The 24,360-nt window shown below is 57.0% G+C and carries 20 protein-coding genes and 4 pseudogenes; 14 read left to right on the top strand and 10 right to left on the bottom strand.

What is annotated here, in order from left to right; all coding sequences use genetic code 11:
- The first annotated feature begins 77 nt into the window (after window positions 1-77).
- Window positions 78-1,403 (top strand): nucleotide sugar dehydrogenase, encoded by a 1,326-nt coding sequence (locus ACVIN2_RS34560; RefSeq protein ID WP_051448511.1) that lies wholly within the window; start codon window positions 78-80, stop codon window positions 1,401-1,403.
- Here the strand turns inward: ACVIN2_RS34560 and ACVIN2_RS34565 are convergent.
- Together ACVIN2_RS34565 and ACVIN2_RS34570 are read right to left on the bottom strand one after the other, a co-directional pair.
- Entirely contained in the window at window positions 1,400-2,887 is a 1,488-nt protein-coding gene (locus ACVIN2_RS34565; protein ID WP_456769036.1) for an O-antigen ligase family protein, read from the bottom strand. The genes ACVIN2_RS34560 and ACVIN2_RS34565 overlap by 4 nt on opposite strands.
- 123 nt (window positions 2,888-3,010) lie before the next feature.
- The gene (locus tag ACVIN2_RS34570) at window positions 3,011-4,198 is read right to left on the bottom strand and encodes a hypothetical protein (protein WP_456769037.1); all 1,188 of its coding nucleotides are present in this window, start codon (window positions 4,196-4,198) and stop codon (window positions 3,011-3,013) included.
- Window positions 4,199-4,416: 218 nt separating this feature from the next.
- On the opposite strand from ACVIN2_RS34570, the gene ACVIN2_RS34575 reads away from it, so the two are divergent.
- From ACVIN2_RS34575 to ACVIN2_RS34600, 6 genes are read left to right on the top strand one after another with little or no spacing between them, the layout of a single operon-like run.
- Window positions 4,417-5,196, top strand: coding sequence for a class I SAM-dependent methyltransferase (locus ACVIN2_RS34575; RefSeq protein WP_051448397.1), 780 nt, complete (start codon window positions 4,417-4,419; stop codon window positions 5,194-5,196).
- Between the two features lie 32 nt (window positions 5,197-5,228).
- The gene (locus ACVIN2_RS34580; protein ID WP_456769038.1) at window positions 5,229-6,350 is read left to right on the top strand and encodes a DegT/DnrJ/EryC1/StrS family aminotransferase; all 1,122 of its coding nucleotides are present in this window, start codon (window positions 5,229-5,231) and stop codon (window positions 6,348-6,350) included.
- A gap of 21 nt (window positions 6,351-6,371) precedes the next feature.
- On the top strand, window positions 6,372-7,133 hold the full coding sequence (locus ACVIN2_RS34585) for a TylF/MycF/NovP-related O-methyltransferase (RefSeq protein ID WP_027519045.1): 762 nt from the start codon (window positions 6,372-6,374) through the stop codon (window positions 7,131-7,133).
- A 46-nt stretch (window positions 7,134-7,179) separates the two neighbouring features.
- Window positions 7,180-8,031, top strand: coding sequence for a transketolase (locus tag ACVIN2_RS34590; protein ID WP_456769039.1), 852 nt, complete (start codon window positions 7,180-7,182; stop codon window positions 8,029-8,031).
- A 2-nt stretch (window positions 8,032-8,033) separates the two neighbouring features.
- Window positions 8,034-8,951, top strand: a complete 918-nt coding sequence (locus tag ACVIN2_RS34595) for a transketolase family protein (RefSeq protein WP_456769040.1) — start codon at window positions 8,034-8,036, stop codon at window positions 8,949-8,951.
- 29 nt (window positions 8,952-8,980) lie between these two features.
- Window positions 8,981-9,736: a sugar transferase gene (locus ACVIN2_RS34600; protein ID WP_027519042.1), complete on the top strand. Its 756-nt coding sequence runs from the start codon at window positions 8,981-8,983 to the stop codon at window positions 9,734-9,736.
- A 292-nt stretch (window positions 9,737-10,028) separates the two neighbouring features.
- Here ACVIN2_RS34600 and ACVIN2_RS34605 read toward each other — a convergent pair whose 3' ends face one another.
- A complete protein-coding gene (locus ACVIN2_RS34605; protein WP_456769041.1) occupies window positions 10,029-11,975 on the bottom strand; it encodes an SDR family NAD(P)-dependent oxidoreductase in 1,947 nt (648 codons plus the stop codon).
- 747 nt (window positions 11,976-12,722) lie between these two features.
- A pseudogene (locus ACVIN2_RS34610) lies at window positions 12,723-13,415 on the bottom strand (integrase core domain-containing protein); the annotation flags it as partial.
- A gap of 181 nt (window positions 13,416-13,596) precedes the next feature.
- Here ACVIN2_RS34610 and ACVIN2_RS34615 point away from each other — a divergent pair.
- On the top strand, window positions 13,597-13,824 hold the full coding sequence (locus tag ACVIN2_RS34615; protein ID WP_156948988.1) for a hypothetical protein: 228 nt from the start codon (window positions 13,597-13,599) through the stop codon (window positions 13,822-13,824).
- Between the two features lie 1,002 nt (window positions 13,825-14,826).
- On the opposite strand, the pseudogene ACVIN2_RS34620 reads toward ACVIN2_RS34615, so the two are convergent.
- Window positions 14,827-15,270, bottom strand: a pseudogene (locus tag ACVIN2_RS34620) (ATP-dependent DNA ligase); the annotation flags it as partial.
- Between the two features lie 88 nt (window positions 15,271-15,358).
- Here ACVIN2_RS34620 and ACVIN2_RS34625 point away from each other — a divergent pair.
- Window positions 15,359-15,559, top strand: a complete 201-nt coding sequence (locus ACVIN2_RS34625) for a cold-shock protein (RefSeq protein WP_027519039.1) — start codon at window positions 15,359-15,361, stop codon at window positions 15,557-15,559.
- 172 nt (window positions 15,560-15,731) lie between these two features.
- Here the strand turns inward: ACVIN2_RS34625 and ACVIN2_RS34630 are convergent, their stop codons facing one another.
- Window positions 15,732-15,944: a hypothetical protein gene (locus ACVIN2_RS34630; RefSeq protein WP_456769042.1), complete on the bottom strand. Its 213-nt coding sequence runs from the start codon at window positions 15,942-15,944 to the stop codon at window positions 15,732-15,734.
- A gap of 840 nt (window positions 15,945-16,784) precedes the next feature.
- Window positions 16,785-16,941, bottom strand: a pseudogene (locus ACVIN2_RS34635) (IS3 family transposase); the annotation flags it as partial.
- 79 nt (window positions 16,942-17,020) lie between these two features.
- Here ACVIN2_RS34635 and istA point away from each other — a divergent pair.
- Window positions 17,021-18,517, top strand: a complete 1,497-nt coding sequence (gene istA / locus ACVIN2_RS34640) for an IS21 family transposase (RefSeq protein ID WP_456769856.1) — start codon at window positions 17,021-17,023, stop codon at window positions 18,515-18,517.
- Window positions 18,517-19,380 carry an IS21-like element helper ATPase IstB gene (gene istB / locus ACVIN2_RS34645; RefSeq protein WP_166107168.1) on the top strand — a complete coding sequence of 288 codons (864 nt, stop codon included), beginning with the start codon at window positions 18,517-18,519 and terminating at the stop codon, window positions 19,378-19,380. Before istA ends, istB begins: the two co-directional genes overlap by 1 nt.
- A 177-nt stretch (window positions 19,381-19,557) precedes the next feature.
- On the opposite strand, the gene ACVIN2_RS34650 is transcribed toward istB, so the two are convergent.
- The 3 genes and pseudogenes from ACVIN2_RS34650 to ACVIN2_RS34660 all read right to left on the bottom strand — a co-directional run bounded on the left by ACVIN2_RS34650 (window position 19,558) and on the right by ACVIN2_RS34660 (window position 22,100).
- On the bottom strand, window positions 19,558-20,184 hold the full coding sequence (locus ACVIN2_RS34650) for a hypothetical protein (RefSeq protein ID WP_456769043.1): 627 nt from the start codon (window positions 20,182-20,184) through the stop codon (window positions 19,558-19,560).
- Between the two features lie 12 nt (window positions 20,185-20,196).
- Window positions 20,197-21,360, bottom strand: a complete 1,164-nt coding sequence (locus tag ACVIN2_RS34655) for an ERF family protein (RefSeq protein WP_456769044.1) — start codon at window positions 21,358-21,360, stop codon at window positions 20,197-20,199.
- A pseudogene (locus ACVIN2_RS34660) lies at window positions 21,344-22,100 on the bottom strand (YqaJ viral recombinase family protein). Before ACVIN2_RS34660 ends, ACVIN2_RS34655 begins: the two are co-directional and overlap by 17 nt.
- Window positions 22,101-22,603: 503 nt before the next feature.
- Between ACVIN2_RS34660 and ACVIN2_RS34665 the strand changes: the two are divergent.
- From ACVIN2_RS34665 to ACVIN2_RS34675, 3 genes are all read left to right on the top strand, one after another.
- The gene (locus tag ACVIN2_RS34665) at window positions 22,604-23,152 is read left to right on the top strand and encodes a D-glycero-alpha-D-manno-heptose-1,7-bisphosphate 7-phosphatase (RefSeq protein WP_456769045.1); all 549 of its coding nucleotides are present in this window, start codon (window positions 22,604-22,606) and stop codon (window positions 23,150-23,152) included.
- A 559-nt stretch (window positions 23,153-23,711) separates the two neighbouring features.
- A complete protein-coding gene (locus tag ACVIN2_RS34670; RefSeq protein WP_456769046.1) occupies window positions 23,712-23,849 on the top strand; it encodes a hypothetical protein in 138 nt (45 codons plus the stop codon).
- A 127-nt stretch (window positions 23,850-23,976) separates the two neighbouring features.
- Entirely contained in the window at window positions 23,977-24,306 is a 330-nt protein-coding gene (locus tag ACVIN2_RS34675) for a hypothetical protein (RefSeq protein WP_247338221.1), read from the top strand.
- Window positions 24,307-24,360 lie beyond the last annotated feature (54 nt).

The raw sequence follows: 24,360 nt of genomic DNA on the forward strand, positions 1-24,360 counted from the left end.
TTCCACAGACGATTTATGTTCTTGGCCAAGCCCTTAGTGTGTACCTAGCGGCACTTACATACGAAAGAAAGCTGAACATGTCAGTTGATAATCTCGTGGGCAGATTTCGCAGCCGGAAGGCCATTGTCGGCGTTATAGGGCTTGGTTACGTCGGCCTTCCGCTCTGCATCGCTATAGCCGAATCTGGTTCGCGCGTGATTGGCTTTGACATTGATCCTGAAAAGCCGGAGCTACTGGCAAATGGACAAAGCTATATCAAACACATCGAAGCCAGCAAGATCGCGTTGGCCAACCAGAGCGGCCGTTTCCAAGCAACATCAAACTTTTCCCGCCTACGCGAAGCCGACGCCATCCTCATCTGCGTTCCGACTCCTTTGACGGCGCATCTCGAGCCTGATCTGTCGTTTGTAGAGTCCACGGCGGCTGTGGTTTCCGCGAATTTGCGTGCAGGCCAGTTGGTAGTTCTGGAATCGACAACGTTTCCCGGGACAACTCGTGAGGTGTTGCAGCCCATCCTCGAAAAAAGCGGACTCCGCAACGGTGTCGATTTCTTTCTAGCATTTTCTCCCGAGCGCGAGGACCCCGGCAATCCGGATTTCAGCACCACTCGGATTCCAAAAGTCATTGGGAGCGATGATCTACTCGCACGCGAACTGGCGGTCGCCCTTTACGACGGCTTCATTGCGAAGACAGTTCCAGTATCGTCAGCTGCAACCGCTGAAGCGGTAAAGATTACCGAGAACATTTTCCGCGCCGTCAATATTGCCCTCGTAAATGAGCTGAAGATAATATACAAAAAAATGGGAATCGACATCTGGGAAGTGATCGAAGCGGCCAAGACCAAGCCGTTTGGCTTCATGCCATTCTATCCCGGCCCGGGTCTCGGCGGTCACTGCATCCCGATCGACCCTTTCTATCTCACCTGGAAAGCTCGAGAGTTCGGAATCGCGACGCGGTTTATCGAACTGGCCGGCGAAATCAATTCCAACATGCCTAGCCACGTTATCAGCGAGCTGGCGATCGCGCTCGATCGTGAGTTCCGGAAGGGGTTGAATGGCTCGCGCATTCTAGTGCTGGGGCTGGCTTACAAGAAGAATATCGATGACATCCGGGAGAGCCCATCTCTCGTCTTGATCGAGTTACTTGAAGCGCGCGGAGCAACTGTCGAGTTCTATGACCCCCATGTTCGGATTATTCCTCCGACGCGAGAACACGGAGACCTGGCCAACAGGAAATCTATCGCGTTCGGTCCGGAAATCGATTCATATGATGCGGTGCTGATCGCCACTGATCACGACGACGTCGATTATGCAGCGCTGGTCAAGTGGGCGCGTCTTGTGGTCGATACGCGCAACGCTTGCGGCAAGCGAGGATTGATTGGAACTCATATCGTCTCTGCCTAAAGCGGCTGTCTGGCGAGATGTTCTTTATTCGTAGCCTGCATCAGCAGTGCATCCTGACTCCAAGCGCCAGCGTATGTACTCCACATCAATGCAACCAACCAGAACAGCCGAAAATCGTAGAAATCGCCGCCTGCCAAGGCAGAAATGAACATAAACAATCCAAAACCCCCGATGGCAAGCAAGGCGGGCTCGCGCCCGACAAACCGAAAGAACCCTGCAAGCGCGAAAACTAGCGCAACGACAAGAAGACCGACACCCACGATTCCAGAATCGTAGAGTAGTTCAAGGATGATGTTGTGCGGGTAGTTGTACTGCTCAAGCCTGTACCCCGCGCCGGGATTCAGCGCTAGCACACGAAAGTTCGCGATTCCGTGACCGAACAGTGTGGGCTGCTCTAGGGCCTTAAATAGGAAGAACAGGCGCTGAGATTGGTCGATCAATGTCCTCTCATGGCAAGTCACTCTGGCTTTCTCGCCGCCGTTCTGATCGTCCAAGACACACCAGCGAAATTCAGTCGAGAAACTGAAACCAGGAGCAAGAAAGTGGCCTGCAGCGGCTCCTTTTTCGGATTCTGTGATCCCAGGCTCATGAAGGGCGCTCTTGGTCTTGTTTGAAGGAACTACCAATTGATAGCGCTTTTCTATTTGTGCGAGATCACTTTCGGTTGGAGCGGTTTGCTGGGAGGCGAACGCAGTATTGGCGCGCATGTAGAATTTGCTTGCCAGAAATTCATGCCAACCGAGAAAAACAAAAATGGAGATCGTCACAAGCATCGTGAGGGTGCGCCAATTACGTTGTGCGATCAGTCCTGCCGTCAGCACCAGAATAGCAATCGCGGCCGCTCCATAAGCAGCCTTCGACAGCGAGGCCAAAGTCGCAAACAGAAAAACGCCAAGGAGCATACTTCCGAAAGCTAGATGGCATTTGTTGTGCAAAATCATCCACAAAGCACAACTGAAACCCAGGAATTCGAGCCGGTAAAATGTCAAAGGACCTCCGACTGCGGCCCAACCCAACCCATTCAATTCCGGGTTCGCTGCGACGCCCGTCAGAGCAAGCAGAAAGAGGGCTCCGCTGACGATCAAAACCGTCGCGCCGCAAATCTTGTATCTGGCTGCATCCGAAGCGACGATTACAGCCAAGTAGCAGAGAATGATCAGATAGATCAGGTCGACAACTTTCCGGGCCGTGAGGTCGGCGGCGCCGAATGGTGCGCGTAGGATCAGATAGACAATCAGGACGAAAACACCGCAGAAAGAGAAGCTATTCCAGCGATTCCAGTCGATCAAGCGCGCGAACGGGAGCAGGAGAATTACGGCCACGATGGTGGTCCATAGCCGCACTTCAAGAAGCCACGGAGGGAATACCTCGCCCATGAACCTCGTTGCAGAAAGCTTGCCGGAGATTGCTGCGACCGCGAAGGCGAATGCCCCAAGGAGGTCTCGCCGTTCAAGCAGTTTAGGCAAGGAGATGTTGTGCAGCATTTCGGTCCCACCGAGGTGCGCCGGTGCAAACGGCCAACGTCAAAGAAGCTGGAGAAATCACTTCTGCAAGGGTGCTTTCAAATCGCACACAAAAGTTAGACGGGTCAACAGGAGTAGGTGAGACTAGCAATGGGTGGTTTTTGGAGACCCCGCTGGTGTTGAGAGGCCAAGTTTGGTTCGCAGGAGGTGAGCCAACAATGCCACGGTTCCCGCCAGAGCCATCAGAGCTGAGGCAGGAAGCCAGAATTGTTCCGGCAGAGTTGCGACAACGACAACCTGAACGCTCGCGATCACAACTTGCGCCAGCACAATTTGATAGTCGTACTGGCCGCGAGACCAAAAAAAGTAACGTAATTCTAGCAGACTAATCATTGCAGCGAAAAACAGAAGCGCCCAGCCGATCAAGTGCCAGTCGAAGCGGCGGATGGTGAACGGTATCGGGAGCAAGATGAACGCACATCCTAAAAGGACAAAACAGGTAAGGAGCAAACAGGCAGTCCTGACCGAATCTCTAAGAGTTCCCACCCCCTTGCAGTAGAGCGAATAATTTCGGTTCACAACGACCATGCCAAGCTGCCAAACAGCCTCCGCTAGCGTGAGGGCCATGGCCAGCGTGTCGGCGGGCACGGTGGCAAACAGGATCCCGGGCACCAAAATCAGAGCTCTAAAGTCAACGAGAAGGAGGATCGCCGACACGCTCTTGATGTTGCCCGTCTTCAGCAGGCGACGCGCGATCGAGATCGAGTAGATGCGTTGCCTATGGCTGCTTGGGGATAGAAGGCCGCCGCAGGCGCCAATCGCAATCACAACCGCCAGGTGTGCCAATGCAAACTGCAAAAGGAGTCGTTCGAGATCGGGAGCCAGAAGAAATGCGCAAAGTCCAACGAAAAGAGGAATGGGCAAGTTAATCAGCAGTTCATAGTAATGGGGCCGGCTTGAACGCAGGATGCCCGATAAGATCAAGTAGCTGAGATTGGCGGCCGCCACAGCAGCAGCGATCGACACGATGCCGCCTACAATCGCATAAGCCGCGAGACAAAGGCCTGCAGCGATCAGGACCATATGAAAGAGCGGGGCCAAGCTCCGCTCGATAGCCTTCCGGCCGCGCGTGAACACCGGAAGCGCATCGAGTGCCCCGAGGGACAACCCGACTGCCACAAGCATCGTAATAGTCGAGGCGAGGCTATATCCACCGAAAACGCCATCTGCTAACCGCGGAATGATTAGGAAGACGAATGCCGCCTTTGCCAGAAGCGCGAGAACTTTCCAGAACGCGCCATGCGCGTACCCAGGGAGCGAGTGAAGTGTCATGGAGCGCGTTCTGATTCCATCTCGGATCCGGAGATCAATCTGTGGGAGCCATATGGCACTCGCGGTGAAAGCGCAATGATCTCTGCATATTACCAAAAGTCGCCGGAATTGGGCTTGTTGCAAATCGGGGACAGTTGCTTTAAGACGCGTAGGGCGCTGGTGTCGTCGCTGCCCCGCACCCTGTAACCCATTCGAACAACAGTTGATTTGATAGTCGCATGCAAACGGCTGCGGATTTCAGCACGATCACGGAACTTGCTGGCGATGAGGTGACTCGACAGCAGGTTGCGAGCGCTTGTCATCGCTATTATTGGGCGGCAGCATATTGCGAAGAGAAGGATGTGTTGGAAGTCGCTTGCGGTAGCGGTTTCGGGCTGGGCTACCTGGCGCAGCGGGCCCGAACTATCTATGCTGGCGATATCAATCCCACATTGGTGGCACGGGTGACTGCCCATTATGGCCGCCGGGTTCCGACCCAAGTGATCGACGCACAGGCGCTGCCTTTCGGGGACAACTCGCTCGACGTGATCGTTATTTTCGAAGCGCTGTACTACTTGCCGGACCCTTCAGCGTTCGTTGCTGAATGCCGCCGCGTGCTTCGCTCAGGCGGCTATGTCCTGGTTACGAATTCTAATAAAGACATGCCGGATTTCAATCCGAGCCCCTATTCGCACACCTACCATGGCGTACAGGAACTCGGCCGCTTGTTCGATCCGGACGCGTTTACGACAACCTTTTTCGGCTACTGGACCTATGAAGCCGCGCCTCTATGGCAGCGGGCGCTGGTTCCAGTGAAGAGAGCGGTTGTGGGCTTGAATTTGATGCCGAAGACGATGAACGGGAAGAAGTTCTTGAAGCGGATCGTGTTCGGCTCCCTTGTACGCATGCCGATCGAAATTAGCGAAGGGATGATCGAATATGAGCGGGCGGTGCCAATTCCGGCTGGCGTTCCCGACCGGCGGCACAGGGTAGTCTACTGCGCAGCCCAGCGTCATTGAATGTCAGGAGTGTGCCTCGGCACGGATCACAAATGAAGAAGATACCGTTTTTTGACTATCCGGCACTGTTCCGTCTTTATGAGGCCGAGTTCGTCGAGGCATTTCGGAATGCGAGCGGGCGCGGCGCCTTCATTATGCAGAAGGATCTGGATGACTTCGAGAGGACGCTCGCCGAATATACCGGCGCGAAGCATGCGATCGGAGTCGCCGACGGAACGATGGCGCTCTTGATCGGGCTTAGGTCTGCCGGGATCCGGCCGGGGGATGAAGTTCTGGTGCCGTCGCATACCTTCGTGGCAAGCGCGGCTGCGGCACATCACGCGGGTGCGGTACCTGTTCTCGTCGACTGCGGCCCGGATCACCTGATGGACGTGGCCTCCGCAGAGAAGGCGATCACGAACCGAACTAGCGCGATCATGCCGGTCCAGCTGAATGGTCGCGTGGCCAACATGGACGCGATTTGCGAAGTTGCGGCGAAACATGGCCTCAAGGTTATTGAGGACAGTTGCCAGGCCTTGGGTGCGAAATTCCGAGGTAAACAGGCCGGCCGGTTCGGCGCAATGGGGGCTTTTTCGTTCTACCCGTCGAAGACGCTCGGCTGCTTCGGAGATGGCGGTGCCATCATCACGGACGACGATTCCATCGCAGATAACGCCCGTATGCTGCGCGATCATGGCCGCGGAAAATCCGGCAAGGTCGAGGCCTGGGGCTATAATTCGCGGCTCGACAACATTCAGGCTGCACTTCTCAACGTCAAATTCCGCTACTACGACAAGGAAGTCGAACGTCGCCGCTCGATTGCGCGGCAATATCACGAGCGTCTCAAGACTATCGAGAAACTCAGGCTGCCGCCGCCTCCTGATTCCGAGCCGGACCATTATGACATTTTCCAGAACTACGAGATCGAGGCGGAAGATCGCGACGAACTTAAGGCGTATCTTCAGGACCGGGGCGTCGGCACAATCATCCAGTGGGGCGGCTATACCATTCACCAGTTCGAGAAGCTGGGGCTCAGCGGCAATGTGCCGTACACCGAGAGCATGACACAACGGTATTTGCTTTTGCCCATGAATGTGTCAGTGGATGACGAGGCCGTGGCATATATCAGCAGCGCCATTGCAGAATTCTATCGGCGTGGAACGCCTGAACGCTGATCCTGTATTCGAGAGCTTAATATGACTCACAACGAGCCCGCGGTGGCCGGCGGCTTTCGTACCGAGGCGGAGCAGCACGAGGCTGCGGGCAACAAGCTGTTGTTCGAAGCCAATGCGCTGCCGTGGGAAAAGAAGATCGAGAACTTCCCGAAGTATGTCCGGCGGCAGAACCTGACTCGTTTCCTCGCACTTTACGAGATTTTCAAGCAAGTCGTTGAGGTCAAGGGCTCGATTATCGAATGTGGCGTGCATCAGGGGTTCGGAATCATGACCTGGGCCAAGCTTTCGGCCATCATGGAGCCGGTCAATCTGACGCGCAGAATCTACGGCTTCGATACTTTCGGCGGATTTCCCGATCTCGACTCGAAGGATATCGCGGATGCCAGCAAACATGTGAAGGCAGGTGATCTCGCCGCCGACAGCTACGACGAAATCATGCAACTCAGTGCGATTCACGATTCCACGCGCTTCATCGGACACATCCCAAAGGTCAAGCTGATCAAGGGCGATGGCGCCAAAACCATCCCGCAGTTCGTTAACGAGCATCCGCACCTTGTGGTATCGCTGCTGTTCCTCGACTTCGATCTATACGAGGGGACTAAGGTAGCGTTGGAAAGTTTCGTTCCACGAATGCCGAAGGGGGCCATCATAGCGTTCGACGAACTGGACAATCCACTGTGGCCAGGCGAGACGCTGGCCATGGTTGAATTCTGTCAGCGCCAGAAGCTGCAGTTGAGGCGTCTTTCCTTCGATCCCTATATTGCTTATGCGGTAATAGACTAGTCCGGCTGTCAAGGCTCGGCGGCGCGATACTGAGGACCTTCGGACCATGATCGCTAGCACACATCCCGAACAGGCTAATCGCTGGGAGTCCTCGGCTGAGCTTGCGTGGCGAATTCGCCGTCATGCCGTCGATATGGTCAATCGCGCAAAGACATCTCACATCGGCTCGATTTTTTCGATCTCCGATATCGTTGCGGTGCTGTACGATTCCATTCTGTCCGTCGATCCGCTCAATCCAAGTGACCCTGCACGCGACCGTTTTGTACTGAGCAAAGGCCACGCGGGTTGCGCTCTCTACGCAGCGCTGGCCGAGATGCAGTTCTTTTCGACCGAAGAGCTGAAGAAATACTGCATCAACGGTTCGCTTTTATCGGGCCACATCTCGCACAAAGGCATTCCGGGAATAGAACTCTCGACCGGTTCTCTGGGGCACGGGCTGTCGGTCGCAACCGGAATGGCGCTGAGCGCAAAGAAGCGCAAGGCATCGCATCGTGCCTTCGTTTTAATGAGCGACGGCGAATGCGATGAAGGTTCGAACTGGGAAGCGTTCCTGTTCGCGGCGCATCACAAGCTCGACAATCTCGTCGCGATCGTGGACTACAACAAGCTCCAGAGTCTGCGTTCAGTCGACGATACGCTGCGGCTCGAGCCGCTGCGAGACAAACTGGTGGCCTGCAACTGGGCCGTGGAGGAGATCGACGGTCACGATCACGCGGCACTGGTGCGCCAGCTTGCCCGTGTCCCGTTCGAGAGCGGCAAGCCGAGCCTTCTCATCGCCCACACAATCAAGGGACGCGGCGTTAGTTTTATGGAAAATTCCGTGCTTTGGCACTATCGCACCCCGCAGGGTGACGAGTATGTGGCCGCGGTAGCGGAGCTTGAAAGGGCGCGCCCCTAGCCATGAGAGACGGCTTTATTGATACGTTAGTTGAGCTTGCTGGAGAGGACGAGCGCGTCATGCTCGTGACTGCCGATCTCGGCTTTGGTATCTTCGACGAATTTATCGCGCGGTTTCCGGATCGTTTTATTAATGTCGGCGTTGCTGAGCAAAATATGATCGGGATCAGTACTGGTCTTGCGCTGGATGGTTGGAAGATATTCGCTTATTCCATTGGCAATTTCTCCACGCTTCGCTGTCTTGAGCAGATCCGGAACGATGCGGCTTATCACGGCGCAAACGTTAACGTTATATGCAGCGGTGGTGGATTCACCTATGGGAATCTCGGTATGTCGCACCACGCGACCGAGGATATCTCGATCATGCGCGCGCTTCCGGGGGTGACTGTAGTCGCGCCTTGCGACCGGTTCGAAACCCGCCACGCCGTGCGTGCCCTTGTTGCTGCGCCGGGCGTCGGCTATCTCCGTATCGAAAAGCAGGTTCCAATCGATACATCCGTCTCGGGCATTCCCTACAAGCTTGGGAAAGCGCGGCGTGTACGCGAGGGGCGAGACGTGACGATTATCGGCGCGGGCGGCGTTGTGGCCGATGCACTTGGCGCAGCCGATGAATTGTCGAAACAGAATATCTCTGCGAGGGTCGTGAGCATGCACACATTGACCCCTGTTGACGCTGAAGAAATTCGTGATGCTATCGCGACGACGAAGGCGATTGTCACCGTCGAGGAAAATCAAGTGAGTGGTGGACTGGGCGGTGCGGTGGCCGAAGTCTGCGTCGAGACTGGAATCGGTGTCAAATTCAGACGTCTGGGTTTGGCCGGTGTATATTCCGCAGTAGTCGGAGATCAGCAGTTTCTGCGCAATTACTACAAGGTCGATGCGTCGGCGATTTGTGAGGCAGTTCGCGAGTTATTTGGTTAGGGAGCGGCCAGAGAGGCCGGTTGGAGGTCATGTATTCCGTCTCGATGCGCGCATGCGACATCGTTCTCTCGCTGATCGGCCTGATCGTCTTTTCGCCTGTCATTCTGGCGGCGATGATAGCGGTTTGGTGGCAAGATGGCTCTTCTCCGTTCTACGTCGCCGAACGTGCCGGACGCGGCGGGCGGGCTTTCGAGATGGTCAAGCTGCGTTCGATGGTCAAGAATGCCGATCGCACCGGCGTTGCTTCGACCTCCAATACTGACATGCGGATCACGCGTGTCGGGCATTTAATCCGACGATATAAGCTTGACGAAATCACGCAGCTTTGGAACGTGCTGAAGGGAGACATGAGCCTCGTTGGCCCCCGTCCGAACGTTCTCCAAGCCGTTGGTGGTTACAGCTCGGACGAGAAAAAGCTGTTGACTGTGCGACCTGGAATTACCGATCTCGCTTCGATCGTATTCTCCGATGAAGGTGAGATCTTGCGCGGTTCTTCCGATCCTGACCTGCTTTACGAGCAGATCATTCGTCCATGGAAAAGTCGTCTTGGCCTTTTCTATGTTGAAAAGCGCAGCCTGGTCCTGAATCTAGAGCTGATCCTCCTGACCATCATCGCGATCGCTAACAAGCCGCTGGCGCTGGACGGCGTTCATCGAATCCTCGCGACGAACGGCGCGGATCCAAAGCTGATCGACGTGTCGCGCCGGGACAAGCCGCTGCCGGCCTTTCCGCCGCCGGGCATGAACGAAGTTGTCCAAACTCTCTACCCTCCCGTAAGCGTTTGAGGCATTCGAACGCGCTAAGGAAAAGGGCGCTCTGCCCTATCGAGCTTCTGCCGCCGCAGCGCTTTCAAAGGCGTACCAATGCTGATGTGATGTCGGCCCGGGTCGTAAGATCTCATTGGACCAAGACCACAAACAGGGTCGGATCAGCTCGATTTGGCGCGATCGAGTTGGCCTGTACCTACTCCTTGCATCGTCGATCGCGTCGAGCCGCTCAATAGTCGCGGGCTATCTATTTGCCAAGGCATCGACCTTTCCGTTACCGACAATCCCGTCAGTCTACCGGCGAGCTTCTTTATTCCGAAGGACGAACTTCCGGTGAGGCAATGCGACTATCTAGACGATTAAACTCCGGTACGGCTGCCGTGAGGACGGTCCGAAGCGTCAGCGAGTCATCCTGCTCAATCGCCCGCCTGAGCAACGTGATCCACTTGCGCAACTCATGCATAGGAGGTTGGTTCGGTTTAGCGGCCAAGACACCCGCTATCCCTATTTCGACCGCGGGTTCTTCGGAAGCAAACAAGATCTCGTTCAGGCGTTCCCCAGGACGCATACCAGTAAAGATAATCTCAATATCGCGGCCCGGCTGAAGGCCTGAGAGACTGATCATGCGTTCGGCAAGGTCCAAGATCCTAACCGGTCGGCCCATGTTCAGTACGTAAACCGAAACCTTCGATCGCTTTGTAAGGAGCGCATGTGCGGCCGCTGTGGCGACGAGATCGCAGGCCTCTCGAATCGTCATAAAATATCTTACCATGTCAGGATGCGTAACCGTGACGGGGCCGCCTGCCTCAATTTGCGCTTTGAATTTCGGCACAACTGATCCATTCGAGGCCAGAACATTACCGAATCTGACAGATATAAGCCGTGTAGGCAGTCTTCCGGGGTGTTCTTCTAGGGCCAGCTCATGATCGAGCGCCTGACAATACATTTCAGCGAAGCGCTTGGTCATGCCCAGCATTGAAACCGGCTCAATGGCTTTGTCGGTAGAAACCATCACCATTGCCTTGGCGCCGGCCGCAACAGCTGCATCAGCCACATTGATCGACCCAAAAATGTTGGTTTTAACGCCTTCACCAGGGTCGCGTTCGAGGATAGGGACATGTTTTAATGCCGCGGCATGAAAGACAAGATCAGGCTTGAACGCAGCCATCAGCTGCATCATGCGCTCGCGGTCACGGATATCAGCGACGCGTCCCTCGATAGTAGCACCGCTATGGAGAGCTTCCAGAGCTTCCGAAACCGCGTACAGAGCCGGTTCGGAATTTTCGACGATTAACAGCCGCGCGGCCCCGAATGCTAAAACCCGCTCGCATATCTGCGAACCAATCGAGCCTCCCCCGCCTGTAACAATAACAGAGGTGCCAGCTATTGTCTTCTCCAGAGAGGTGTAATCAACCTGCGCGCTAGAGCGGAGCAGTAAATCTTCGACAGCAACGTTCGTAAGACGCGGTACGTCTCCGCTCTCCAGCGAAGGCAGTCGGTTGACTATCAAGCCGAGGCGGCGAGCTCGCATAATAGTCGCCTCTGGCTGCGCCTCCGCTTCAAAGGCCGAAGGCGTCATGACAATGCGTCCGATCGGCTTCTTACGCAGCGCAAAATCGTTCGTGACCTCCTCGAGGTCTTCTGTATTGCCTAGGACTGGCAAACCGCGAACTAATTGTCCTTGATCGGTGTTTGAGGGCGAAAGGATGGCGGCCGGCCAGATGCCTTTTATTGCTCCGCTCTCGATCCCACGTAGGACAACTTCGGCATCCGCGGCACGGCCGATCAAAAGCGTTGGCGTGGCTTTGCCAATCCGTGCATGCCGACGAACTCGCGTATAGCGAAAATAACGGTAAGCGACTCGTAGAAAACTGAGAAAGAAAACTTCAAGAAACCAGAATAGTACCAGAGTTATCTTACCGATGAAGTATGTGCCTAGTACATTGGGGGCCACAAGTATGTAATCAACAGCGAGGAGAGCTACGGTGAGAACGGTAGATACTTGCACGACATTGATGGCGTCCGGTAGGGAAAAGAACCGCCACTTCGTTGCAGTTAGTCCGAAGCTGAGGCAAACAACCGCCGTCAAAGTCAGGAAGTAAGGAAGGATTTCAAGCAGCAGGGGCAGGCTTGCAGAAAAACCATCACGCCCTTCGAATCGAAGATAGACCGCGCCGAATAGTGCTAAGCCGGTGGCTAGCAGATCGTGCAGCGCAATAAAAATGTTGCGTCGAGTGAGTTGGGATATCCGTTGCATGACTCAGTTAACTGCCAGCGGGACAGCATTCATCCAGCATGGTTCAAAAGTTCGCATCGTACGCCTTCAATTTAGCCGCCTCCGCCGCTCTTGCCCGTCGCCATAATTGCAACAGAGGGGCAGCTCAAGATTGCGAGAATCTGCCGTTCTCGCCGCACGGACCATCGCAAGGTCGGGCCCCGAAAGCAAGTTGTGTGGGACCGCCAGGTTCCGTGGTCCACCTGTCTAGACACAGAGTGCCTTAGCTTATAGTTCCAAGCTGAGGCCGCGTTCGTCCTGCAGTGTTGCGAGGGACATTGCGTCCAGTGATGGGTTTATTGGTCGGGAATTGCATTATGACCATTCTTAATGGCGATGGATCGCTAGCGTGTATTTGCCACGAACATCGGCCTGTGTGCGACTGTGCTACCGGAGAGCGGAACGAGAATGACGGAGCTGTTCGTTCCGCAAGAGAACAACCGAGCGCCGCGCACCAGGTTGCAAAAAGCAGATTGGTACGGTTTTTCCTTGCTTTTTGCGCGCGTTAGCCGTGGGCTCCTCGAGATCGCGGTGCTCCCATCTTAGGCTGTCGGAGCGAGAACAGGAGCTAAGTCTCGGTTGACCAAGCAGCCTGAAATGTTGCGTCCGGTTAAGGCAGAATTGAGCCAGTGATTGAAGATCAGCGCAGACCTTAAGAGTGACCTTGCCCCTAGGTTTTATCCAGTTCTGAGTTCGTCCTTGCCGTTGGATTTGCCTGCTGGGCGGTGAGTGACAGGTCATCGCGAACTCGGACGGGGTTCTCCATCCGAGCTGCGAGTGGGGTCGCGTATCGTTGTAGTCGGCCCGCCAGCATCCAAGCGCGACGCGGGCTTGGGCCAATGACGTGAACAGCGTCTCGTTCAAAAACTCATCCCGCAGCCGACCTTTGAAGCTCTCGATGAAGGCGTTCTGTATGGGTTTGCCCGGCGCGATGTCGTGCCACGCGACACGGCCCTGGTCGGCCCATGCGAGAATCGCGTTGCTGGTGAGCTCGCTGCCGTTGTCGCTGACCACCATGCTGGGCGACGCACGTTAGCTTCTCTTCCGATAGAGCCGGAAGAGCTTCTTGTGGTTGACCAGATACCCCTCCGCCTGAGCAGAACATGCAGCCGGTAGCGAAGCGGCGGCGCTGCTGGGCGATCGCCCTCATGCGCTGGCGAAGACCGATATCGTCGGCACGGGTCATCCGGTATCTCATCGTCATACGGCAGCAGCCCATGACTTTACACGCCCGCCGTTCGGTCATCCTACGGGCATCCACCAGATGAGCGACAGCTTTCCGCTTCCTTGCGAGCGTCACCACTTCTTTCCCAGGAGATCCTTCAGCGCCGCATTGTCCAACGTGGCGTCAGCCAGAAGCCGCTTCAGCTTCGTGTTCTCGTCCTCCAGCGACCGCAGTCGCTTGGCCTCTGAGACGTCCATCCTCGCGCCGATTGGGAATGCTGACCAAGGTCGTTTACCTGATTAGTCTAAGGGGGAGCTGTAAGCAATTATTTAACCATGAGACTTTACCTTCTATCGCCTGGAGACCCGGAAATCTAGCAAACCGTTTCGAAGGTCACAGCACGCGGGTGATCCGGCTGGCCGATTTCAGGGAGTCGATATGAAAGAGCAATCTGCAATTGCTGCAGGTTTCATAACTGCAACTGCTGCCACGACTGTCGGTCTTTTTCTTCCGCTTTTGGCGGCGATGATCGGCACGATAGTTTCGCCTACGAAGGTAATTCAAGGCGGTGAAGCAAGTGCGTATTTCTGCCAATTTGCCGCCTCAGGCGTAAGGTGCCCGGGCGATACCGCCGCGCTCGGTAATGCTCAAAGCTTGTCAAGGTGAAACCGGGCGCGGAGGATGGCACCAGATCCGGCGTTAATGGTCGGGCATGTCGAAAAACGGCAGCAGCTTGCTGACAACGCCTCCACCGCGCCGGGTTATCAGCACACATCAGACGGTGCCTTGGCCATTCGCCTTGTTGCCGGGGTGGTGTCTTCTGCCCAACAACTCACTCGAGCCTGAGATCTATGGGTAGCCAACGGGCGCTCGAGGCCGCAAATTGAGGCGGCCTGCCACTGCTGAAATCCAGCCTGACGTCAGCCCTTCGATTGCCGCATCCGCCGCAAACGAAGCGTGGCTCGATATCAGACAAGCGAACATAAGAGTTGAAAGTATCGTTTTAGGCTGAGCGAAAGCGCGACCGCGGCTGGCGAAGCCGCGTTAGATCCCGCAAACTGCGGCGGATTGCCGGTGCTACAATCCGGTCTGACCTGAGCCCCTCGGTTGCCGCATTCGGCGCACACCAAGCGCGGCGGCTCGATATTAGAGGACGTGGGTAGGCGTGTGGCGTCGGACAGGGCGAGCCATAGGGACTGCCGGCGAGCCTCCGTCCTCAGGTCTCAGTTGGTCGCCGAATACGACTGCTGCTCGCACTTTTCTAGAATGACGGACATTCTAAAGTCCTTGTACCCGTCATCGAAGAACACGGAATACGTCGGGCGTGGCTGGTCAGGCAACGGGCTCGCCTCTCTCAGGCAGACAAAGTAATCTCCTGGTCCGTTGTCAGCCTTCCGTAGGGCTGAGACCTCAACCGGCGTAGATAGCTTTGCTGCTTTGGCGGCAATCTGAACGCCCTCTTTTATCGCTTCCTGGGTGGGTGCCTGCACTGGCTGTAACTCCGGCACGGGCCCCGACGTGTCGGCCCACATTGAAGAGCAGGCAGTCAGGAGCAAGCACAACAAAGGGTGTAACGCATCACTTATCGATTTCGCGCGGTGGGATATCGTCGCACGATATACGATCGGTTTCGGCGGACTACTAGCTGATTCAGTTCGGCACCGCTCATCAACCCAACATGCCCCGGGCGTCTCGAATCAGTGCTCCGCATCCCTCGGCGATCAAAATCCTGACCAAGCTCTCTGATCTGGAGGCCTCCATCAAGCGTGTCATCGCCGGATGGCTCCGGTTCTTGACCTTGACCCAATGTTTCTGTCGGCCGCCGCGGTACGGCCGATCGCAGTGTTTGGAGACCAGCCCCTCCAAGCCCATGCGGCAAGCGGCATCGTACAGGTCAGGACCGATCTCGCCCCGCGCAAACGGCGCCACGGTGATCCCGTCCGGCCGTCGCGCTAGCAGTCTCTGGAGGTTGGCCTTGCGCGGGTGGAGCGGCAGGTCGCGAAGATCGTCACCGGCCAGCGCCAGCACGTCGAAGGCGTAGAGCTGCGCCTCCTAGTCGTGCTTTCGGGAGTGCAGCGCGTTGAAGTCTGAGATGCCGTCAACGCCGAGAATAAAAGTGCATTAGAATCGTGAGATGCTGGCTTTCCGTTTTTCTCAGCTTCTGTCATGTTATGACGTTCATTTTTCAGGAGAGACGTCCGTGGCGACAGGTATTGTGAAATGGTTCAACGCGAGCAAAGGCTATGGCTTCATTCAGCCCGACGGCGGCGGTAAGGACGTCTTCGTGCACATTTCAGCGGTGGAGAAGGCCGGGTTCAGTAGTTTGGCGGAAGGTGCAAAGGTGAGCTACGAAATCGTGAGCGATCGCGGAAAGGAGTCAGCAGGTAATCTGAGACTATAGGCGAAGCTCCCACACACTGAGGCCGCCGGTTCACGCTGGCGGGCGATCATGATATGTCTGATTCCAAAGAGATCGGGTGCCCACCCATCTAATATCTTGCGACCCACTCCCGCTCGCTCACAAGGTCGGCGGGTTTTCTTTGCCCGACCCGGTGGGCTAAATCTTCTGGGAGCTAGCCGTGCCGCCGGAAGTAAGGCAGCAGCTTCTCGAAAATCTCGACCCGGTGCCGGTCGATTTCCCTACTTAACGCATCACTGAACCCGGGAGCTTGAGCGTGGATCGTTGCACGATCTGCCGAGACTTTCTTTGGCGTTCCATTGATGGCCATCCACCCAGTCAAGGTCTCGCCGTTCCATTCGACTGTCTGTTTGCGATCGATTGACATGCTCAACTCCGCGAATTGCCGGCGTGCTTTAGCAGCGCTCCGCGCTAAGTGCTGTTGCCGAACTGCTACACTGAATCGGGATTTGGCCCCGCAACAAACGCCCGCGCTCACACTGGCGCGGCGCCCCTGGGTAGCTTAGATATTGGATGTCGCGTCGCCCAAAGGAGCTAAGCTCATTCCCCGCACATGGATGATGTGGTGTGTCTACGTCTATTTCACGGCCGCAATCTTGGGCATTTACGCCGAACTATTGGCGCAGTACTAGCTGCGGCCTCTTTCGGCTCCCGGATATCCATCAAAGATCGATGTTCCAGCGGGCCAAAGCGTACCCGAGTGCGACGTCAATACCGACAATCCCCAATAGAACCAAAACAATCGTTGCAGTCATCACTGTATCCTCCGTGCGCGGGAATAAGATCAGAAGGTTCAATTTCGTTCCTGTTTCGGACTCGCTGCCGCTCGCACTCGCGCGACCTCCTCGGTCATTGCCTAACTAACTTGGACCGCATGCCGATCAGCATCGTGTAGGCAACGCGCCGCCAGATCAGGTTCATCAGGGCTGGCATGTTCGTACGCCGGGTTTCGATCCGGCCAGCATCGACCTAGTCTGTTTCAGTGGGATTTCGTTGGGAAGAAAAAGCAGTTTCTTGTAAAGGCCGGCTAGGCGACCGGCGATCCAGTGCCGCACGTGAGGTTTGGCGGTTTGAGATAACCTAATCTTTTGATTCAAAACGCGCGGATCTTTGAGCGAATCGCGCTCATGATGCCGTCTTTCACGGCCGCCACCCGTTAGCGAGCTGGGTGCGGCGCAAAGGGGCGCCGGCTTCAAGGTGGTCGGGGATCCTTCAGCGCCGCATTGTCCAAGATGGCGTGAGAACGCGCTTCAGCTTCGTGTTCTCGTCCTCCAGCGACCGCAGTCGCTTGGCCTCCGAGACGACCATCCTGCGAACCCGGCCTTCCATGTGTGTGTTTCGGCATGGAATAAGGACCCCGTTTTCGGGGTGATCGCATCCAATCGGGACCCCGGGATAAGGGTCCACAGTGGCTTCCATCGAGTCATGGAAGCCGAGGTTGGGATGCTGGTGGTGGAGACGATTGGTAAGATCCGTCGCGCCTACTTTGTTGATGGTCGTCCGATCAAGGCGATCTGCCGAGAACTTGGCGTATCGCGGAAGGTGGTTCGCAAGGTCATTCGTTCTCAAGCGACGGAGTTCCGGTATGAGCGCGAGACGCAGCCGCTCCCGAAGATGGGTCCCTGGAGTGCCGAGCTTGACCGGTTGCTGGCAGGGAATGAGAGCAAGGCGGCGCGGGAACGGCTGACGCTGATCCGGCTATTCGAAGAGCTTCGCGGCCTCGGTTATGCCGGCGGCTATGATGCGGTTCGTCGATACGCACGACGGTGGAGCAAGGAACGCGGCAGCTCGACAGCGTCGGCGTATGTGCCGCTGAGCTTTGCACCAGGCGAAGCCTACCAGTTCGACTGGAGCCACGAGGTCGTCCTGCTGAGCGGCACCACGGTGATGGTGAAGGCTGCCCATGTCCGGCTCTGTCACAGCCGCATGCTGTTCGTGCGGGCCTATCCGCGGGAGACGCAGGAGATGGTGTTCGACGCCCACGACCGGGCGTTCGCCCTGTTCAAGGGCACCTGCAGCCGCGGCATCTACGACAACATGAAGACCGCCGTAGAGACGATCTTCGTCGGTAAAGGCCGTCTCTACAATCGCCGCTTCCTGCAGATGTGCAGCCACTATCTGGTCGATCCGGTCGCCTGTACGCCAGCGTCGGGCTGGGAGAAGGGGCAGGTCGAGAACCAGGTTGGGCTGGTCCGGGAGCGCTTCTTCACGCCGCGGCTGCGGTTCAAAAACCTCGACGAGTTAAACGCCTGGCTGCTCGACAAGTGCATCGCCTACGCCAAGGCTCATCGCCATCCGGAGCTGGCCGATCAGACGATCTGGGACGTGTTCGAAGCCGAACGCCCCAAACTCGTTCCCTATGCCGGCCGCTTCGACGGCTTCCATGCGGTGACGGCATCGGTCTCGAAGACCTGCCTGGTGCGCTTCGATAACAACAAGTACTCGGTCGCAGCCAGTGCAGTCGGACGACCGGTCGAGGTTCAAGCCTATGCCGATCGCATCGTGATCCGTCAGGATGGACGTATTGTTGCCGAGCACCCGCGATCCTTTGGCCGCGGCGATACCGTCTACGACCCCTGGCATTATGTGCCGGTGCTCGCCCGCAAACCCGGCGCCTTGCGCAACGGTGCTCCCTTCAAAGACTGGGTGCTGCCGGCCGCGATCGAGCGGATCCGGCGCAAGCTGGCCAGCATCGACGATGGCAATCGGCAGATGGTCGACATCCTCAACGCGGTGCTGACTGACGGTCTGTCCGCGGTGGAAGCGGCTTGTGCCGAAGCGCTCAGTCACAGCGTCCATTCCGCCGATGTCGTTCTCAATATGGCCCGTCAACGTGAACCCGCCCCACCGGCCAACATCATGACGCCGGCCGCACTGACGCTCCGTCATGCACCGATCGCCGATTGTGCCCGCTACGACAACCTCCGGAGGACCATCTGATGGAACGAACCCAAATCTTCGACCTCATGGGCGAACTTAAGCTCTACGGCATGAAGGCTGCCTTCGACGAGATCATGGCAACTGCCGTCAAGCGCCAGCACGAGCCTCAACGCATTGTCGGCGACCTGCTCAACGCCGAGATCAACGAGAAGCAAGCCAGGTCGATCAAATACCAGCTCACCATTGCCAAGCTGCCGCTCGCCAAGGACATCGCCGACTTCCAGTTCGACGGCACGCCGATCAATCAGACTCTCGTCAATGATCTCGCTGGCGGCGGCTTCATCGCCCAACAACGCAACGTCGTGCTGGTTGGCGGCACCGGCACAGGCAAAACACACCTGGCCATTGCCATCGCCAGAAGTTGCATCCGCGATGGCGCCAGAGGACGCTTCTACAACGTCGTCGACCTCGTCAACCGGCTCGAGACCGAGACCCGCAACGGTCGGCAGGGACGGCTCGCCGAGCATCTGACCCGCATGGACTTCATCGTTCTCGACGAGCTGGGCTATCTGCCGTTCGCACAATCCGGCGGTCAGCTCCTGTTCCATCTCATCAGCCGGCTCTACGAGCGCACCTCCATCATTGTCACCACCAATCTTGCGTTCGGCGAATGGCCGAGCGTGTTCGGCGACGCCAAAATGACCACCGCGCTACTCGACCGATTGACCCATCACTGCGACATCGTCGAGACCGGCAACGACAGCTGGCGATTCAAAAGCCGCGACGATGTTCAAACAACCCGCGCTCGCGCCGTCTCCGCAACCCCGACCAGCTCCGACGACCCGAGCGCTACCAGCAGAGCACGCCGATCAAAGGGGTCCCTTTTGGATGCCGATAGGGGGTCCCAGTCGAACGCCGATTGACACCATGTGGATGTTGGCCTCTCTGACACCATGCTGCCGCAGAGATCGGCGACCGGAACCACCGCTTCGTGCTCCTTCAAAACCCCGATGATATGTTCTTCCGCAAACCGCTTGCGCTTCATGCTCTGGACCTCGTCTTGGGTCAGATCGAACTTCAAACTGGATTAAGGTCAGGCCTCATCTGCCTGGAGTTCGCGCCAACCCAGTAGATTTCGATCGGCGCTGGCGCTCGGCGGCAACCCTAACATCCACCCTAGTTCGGCGCAGATTGTTTAGCTCCTTCAACAACAGCAGGCGGCGAAGTTGTGCTCCGTTCAACAGAGAATCGAATAGGGGAAGGGTCTCACGTGCTTGAACGTAGACCTCCATGCTGATGGCGTATTGGTCGTAACCTTGAGTTCCGAGTCGGGCTTCGATGTCGAGCGCAGCGGATGGGTCGAGTCGCCAATCCAGGGCGTTCTTTATGGTGTAGATCTCGGCAAGGTCTTGCAGGGCGGGCGCGATGCCGGCTACGTCCACACGACGAAGCATTGTTTCGATCGCCTTTTGCCGGTAGGTGCTGAGAAGCCTGTTGCGCAAAACGCGATACCGCAGCATCTCCCAAGACAATTCGGCGATGTCGAAAGCCAGGAGCCACTCAATTGCTGATCGAGGATTGATATCGCGCAAGACCGCGGCCTGAAGGTTATGATAGTGGTCGATACTCTCTCCCGGAAGAAGCTGGGGCGGCGGGCGCATGGCCTCTATCTCGGTTGGCATCGCAGCCACAGTCTGCGTCTGAAGTTGTTCAAGTTCAGCGTTCATCGCCGAGGCGTCTCAGGAAATGGGGGCGGGCACAGGCAAGGTGATGTTTGCTGCGTCCGTCGGATGGACCGGACTGACAATCCATAGCTCCTTTGCAATTGATAGCGGTGCGATCTGTAGGTTCGCCCACCACGCCTTCTCGTCGCCGTGTCGGTGGAGGGCTTGGTGATGTGACCGGCAGAGTGGAACAGTGAATTCATCGCTGACCTTGCGTCCCAGCGTGCGTGATTGCGCGAACTTCAGGTGATGTGCATCCGAAGGACTCCTGTTACAGACCAGGCACCCCTGACTGCGAACGAACGCGAGGTGGCCTTTGCTTCTCTTCCGTGGCAACTCTTTCGGAAACGCGAGGCCGACTAATTGCGAGTTGTCGGTTTTAGCGTCGGTACCTTGGCGGTCGTCACTGTTGAGGATCTGTGGATGGTCCCTGTCGGTCCCGATACAGGATCCTGCATTCGCCTGCTGTTCGCGTTCGCTGACAACAGCTTGCTCGAACCTCATCTGGAAGGCAGCTTCTAGAACGTGAGCGTCCGCCTCTAGTAGGGTGTTCTTGAGAGGGAGGCTCGTCCTGGCCCATGCGAGTAGGCCGTCGCCGGCATCCAGAACGGCAAGCTCGTTCAAAAGCCGGTCCAATAACTCGGCCGAGCGTTCCGTTGATAGAACCGCAGGGCGGTTCAAAGTGCCCTTGGACGTCCTCCGCTGGGCAGCTGGAGCGGCTTGACGTTGGATGGCACTCTGAGGGCCAGCGACCGCATCGGGCGCATCCAGATCGTCCTCACCGGCAATTCCAACAAGAGCGAACAGGGCATATCGGCGGGCATAGGTCAACGAGGCGCCCATACGATGGGGGGCTTCAACCTCCTTTGCGGCGCAGACCGGCCAATCGGAGGAAATCCATTCGCCGGAGGCATGGGCCAACAGGGTCGTGAGATGCACCTGCCCGCTCGCGGGGTCGATCCGTGTAGTCTGGACGGTTGCAATCTCCTGCTGGCTTAGCGTCTTGCGGACGATGTCCAGGCCCGAGGCCAAGGAGGCGTAGCGGAAGGTCCGGTCGTCCTCTCGCGGGAAGGGGGAGCGGATGATCGCGGTGAGGGTCTTTTCCGGGTTGGTTAGCTCGGCCTGCGCCCGGGCGAGGGCACCCGCGATCGCCCCGATCCGCTCACTGGATTGATGCATCGGAAGCCTCCAAGGCGAGAGCGTCGAAGCTGATGGCGCCGGACTTGGAGCGCTTGGCCTTGATCCCGTGCCCGCTTGCCTCCTTGGCATCGTCGGGCACGAGCTTCTTCAACTCAGCTTTGGAGAGCTCGTGCTCCCCGTGGGCGTCCTTGGTGCGGAGATAGGTTGCTGCGAACTCGCCCCAGGCATTGGACGAAGACATATCGACGACCTTAACGGCCTCCAGCCTTGGTCGCGGCGTTTTCGATGTTGAAGAGCAGAGGCGGTTCGCCACTCTGAACGCAGCGCCAAAACTTCTTCTCGGCCGTGAGGAGCAAATGCTGATAGAGCGGATCGGCGTGGATTTTGATCTCAACCCATTTGCCACCGCCGGTGATGATCGAGAGTACGGACGAGCGAGCGGCGACCACCCACATATTATGCTGCAGTTGGGCCATGTGCTTTTCGGCGGCGGCCTCCTCCGTGAACGCCCAGGGCAGCATGAACTTGGCCTCGAACACCGCTCCAGTCTGCTCGACCATGCCATCGAGTGTTGCCGCCATCCATTTGTGCACGGGATGCCGAACGCGCTTCTGGATGTCCGAAATGGTTTGTCCGGTCGAGCGCTGGTACCAGGCGCGGTTGAGGACTTCTGTTATCGTGCCGAGCTGGACGATGAGATTATCCGAGAGATCTTCTGGTGCGACCTCTCCACTTTTCTCGTGCCACAGGCGAATGAGCTTGTCCTGATCGTCGCCCATGATGACACGCGCATCCGAGCCGCCGATGAAGTGGCGGCGGTCATTGGGGTTAAATCTGATAATGTGATTGGGCGCATCAGCGCCGTTTGATTGAACTGTTGTCACCGGTATCTCCTACGCAAAAACAAGCGGCTTTACATGCCGCACTGCCTGAAGCCCCGCTTCCGCGAGGCGAGATACCGGCGCTACGATCGAAGGTGGCGCCCAGTCGAATCAGTAACGCTCCAATCGCGGATGAAGGCCAGTCCTTTCTGCAGCAACAATCTTGCTCGTTTTAGCGGCAGGAATGGCTCTTGTTCTCACGCGCTTAGGGCGGGGACGGGACGAGGCTGACCGGTATAATCCCGACAAAACGAAGCCAATTCACGCATGAACAGCAAAGACGTGGATGCAAAAGGGCGCGCTCGCAGCGAACGATGTTGTCCGGTCGCATGACATGTTGAAATGAAGCCGTGATTGTCGGAAGATCGGAGGGTGTCCCCTCCGACTTGGGCCTACGAGATTTGAAGCGTCCGGCGGTATTTTTCGATCGTGATGGCGTCCTCAATGAGGACGACGGCTACGCTTTCGATCCCGGCCAGATCCGGTGGGTGGAAGGAGCCCAGCAGGCGGTCAAAGCAGTCAATGACGCCGGGTATCTTGCGTTTGTCGTGACGAACCAATCAGGAATCGCGAGGGGGTTTTACGAGGAGCGGCATGTTCGCAATCTGCACGAATGGATGTTGCGTGAACTTGCTATGGTTGGTGCCCGTATCGATGCGTTCGAATTCTGCCCCCATCACCCCGATGGTCTGGTTGAGCGTTACCGTGTCCTCTGTAGCTGTCGTAAGCCGCAGCCGGGGATGATCAGAGCCCTCCTTGAGCGGTATTCGGTGGATATCGATGCTAGCTTCATGGTCGGCGACAAGCAGAGCGATCTTGCTGCGGCACAAGCGGCCGGAATAGCCGCCTATCTGTTTGATGGATCAAACCTACATACGTTCATTGCGCCGTTGTTGCCGGATCCGTCGTATCCTCCGTCGCATCGCCGAGGCGCGGTAACCGAGGATTGAGGCCGTGGTCTTCGCGATACAGCGGATCGCTCGATTGCGAGATAGTGAAATCAAGGAGGCAAGTTGGCGTCAAAGCGACAAATCGAAGCCAATCGCGCAAACGCAGCGAGGAGTACCGGGCCGCAAACAAGCGTCGGCAAAGCAGCATCGAGCCGCAACGCCTATCGGCATGGCTTATCTCGTTGGGACGAACCCGCTGGTTCTGATTTCGCTGGCTTCGATGCAGTCCTTGCGGAAGACTTCAAAGGTACGGACATGGATGTCGCAGTCCAAGATTTGGCTCAAGCTAGGAGTCGCCAGGATCGCCTGCGAGCTCTTAGGCTAATTCTGATCTTGGCGGTGATCGAGGGCGCGGAACCGAAGCAAATGAGATATTTGTCGAGCTTGGAACGGTATGAGAAGGCCGCTCTCTCGCGGCAAAGGCGGGGGCTCAAACATTTGAAGCGGAATGCCGGATGAGAACCACGAGCTGAGTAGGACATTGGCAGTGTAGGATCTCAGGCCGGGGAGCGTCGCGCCGAGTGGACGGGCTGTAGTATTTCAAAGTCTTGGAGGCTGCATGAACTTCGTTTTCCCACTGCTGGCTGTCGCGATCAGCATCGGCCTGTTTGTGCTCTACGCAATGGTGCGGCAGAACTTGCGTCGATCCCGCCGCGCCAATGAGGTTTGTCACTGGCCGGATTCGAGCCTGAGATAGCGATCGGCCGTAGAAGCGTCCATTCGACATACGCAGGCGCATCGAAAAACGGAAACTGAGCTTGCGCCGTCGGGCAAAGCAACAGATGGAGCCTCCTTGGAAGTAGCCGTTTTCGGTCGAGGAAGAGATGAGACGAGCGCTTGCCATAGTGATGATGCTACTCTTGCCGACGTCGCTGAATGCCGGATCAACGATCGTGGGGGCGGGCTCGCAATCTTGTACCGCTTGGTTGAATAGGAAGAAGAACTTAGTCGTAAAGGCAGCCTTTGAATCCTGGGTGGTGGGTTTCGTCAGCGGACTAAACGTTAGTGCCGAGAGGGACATTGTCGGCGGCGGCGATTTCTCCGCGATCGTTGCTTGGATGGACCGGCGCTGCAAATCTAATTCTTCAGATCAAATTGGAGTTGCAGCTCTGGACTTAGCGATGGAATTGGCTGGTAACGCGGCGAAGCGCTAACTGCTAGCCACGCAAGTTGACGCTGAGGCCGCTAACGTCCTTAGCCCGGCGGAG

It is taken from the genome of Bradyrhizobium sp. USDA 3650, assembly GCF_054057395.1.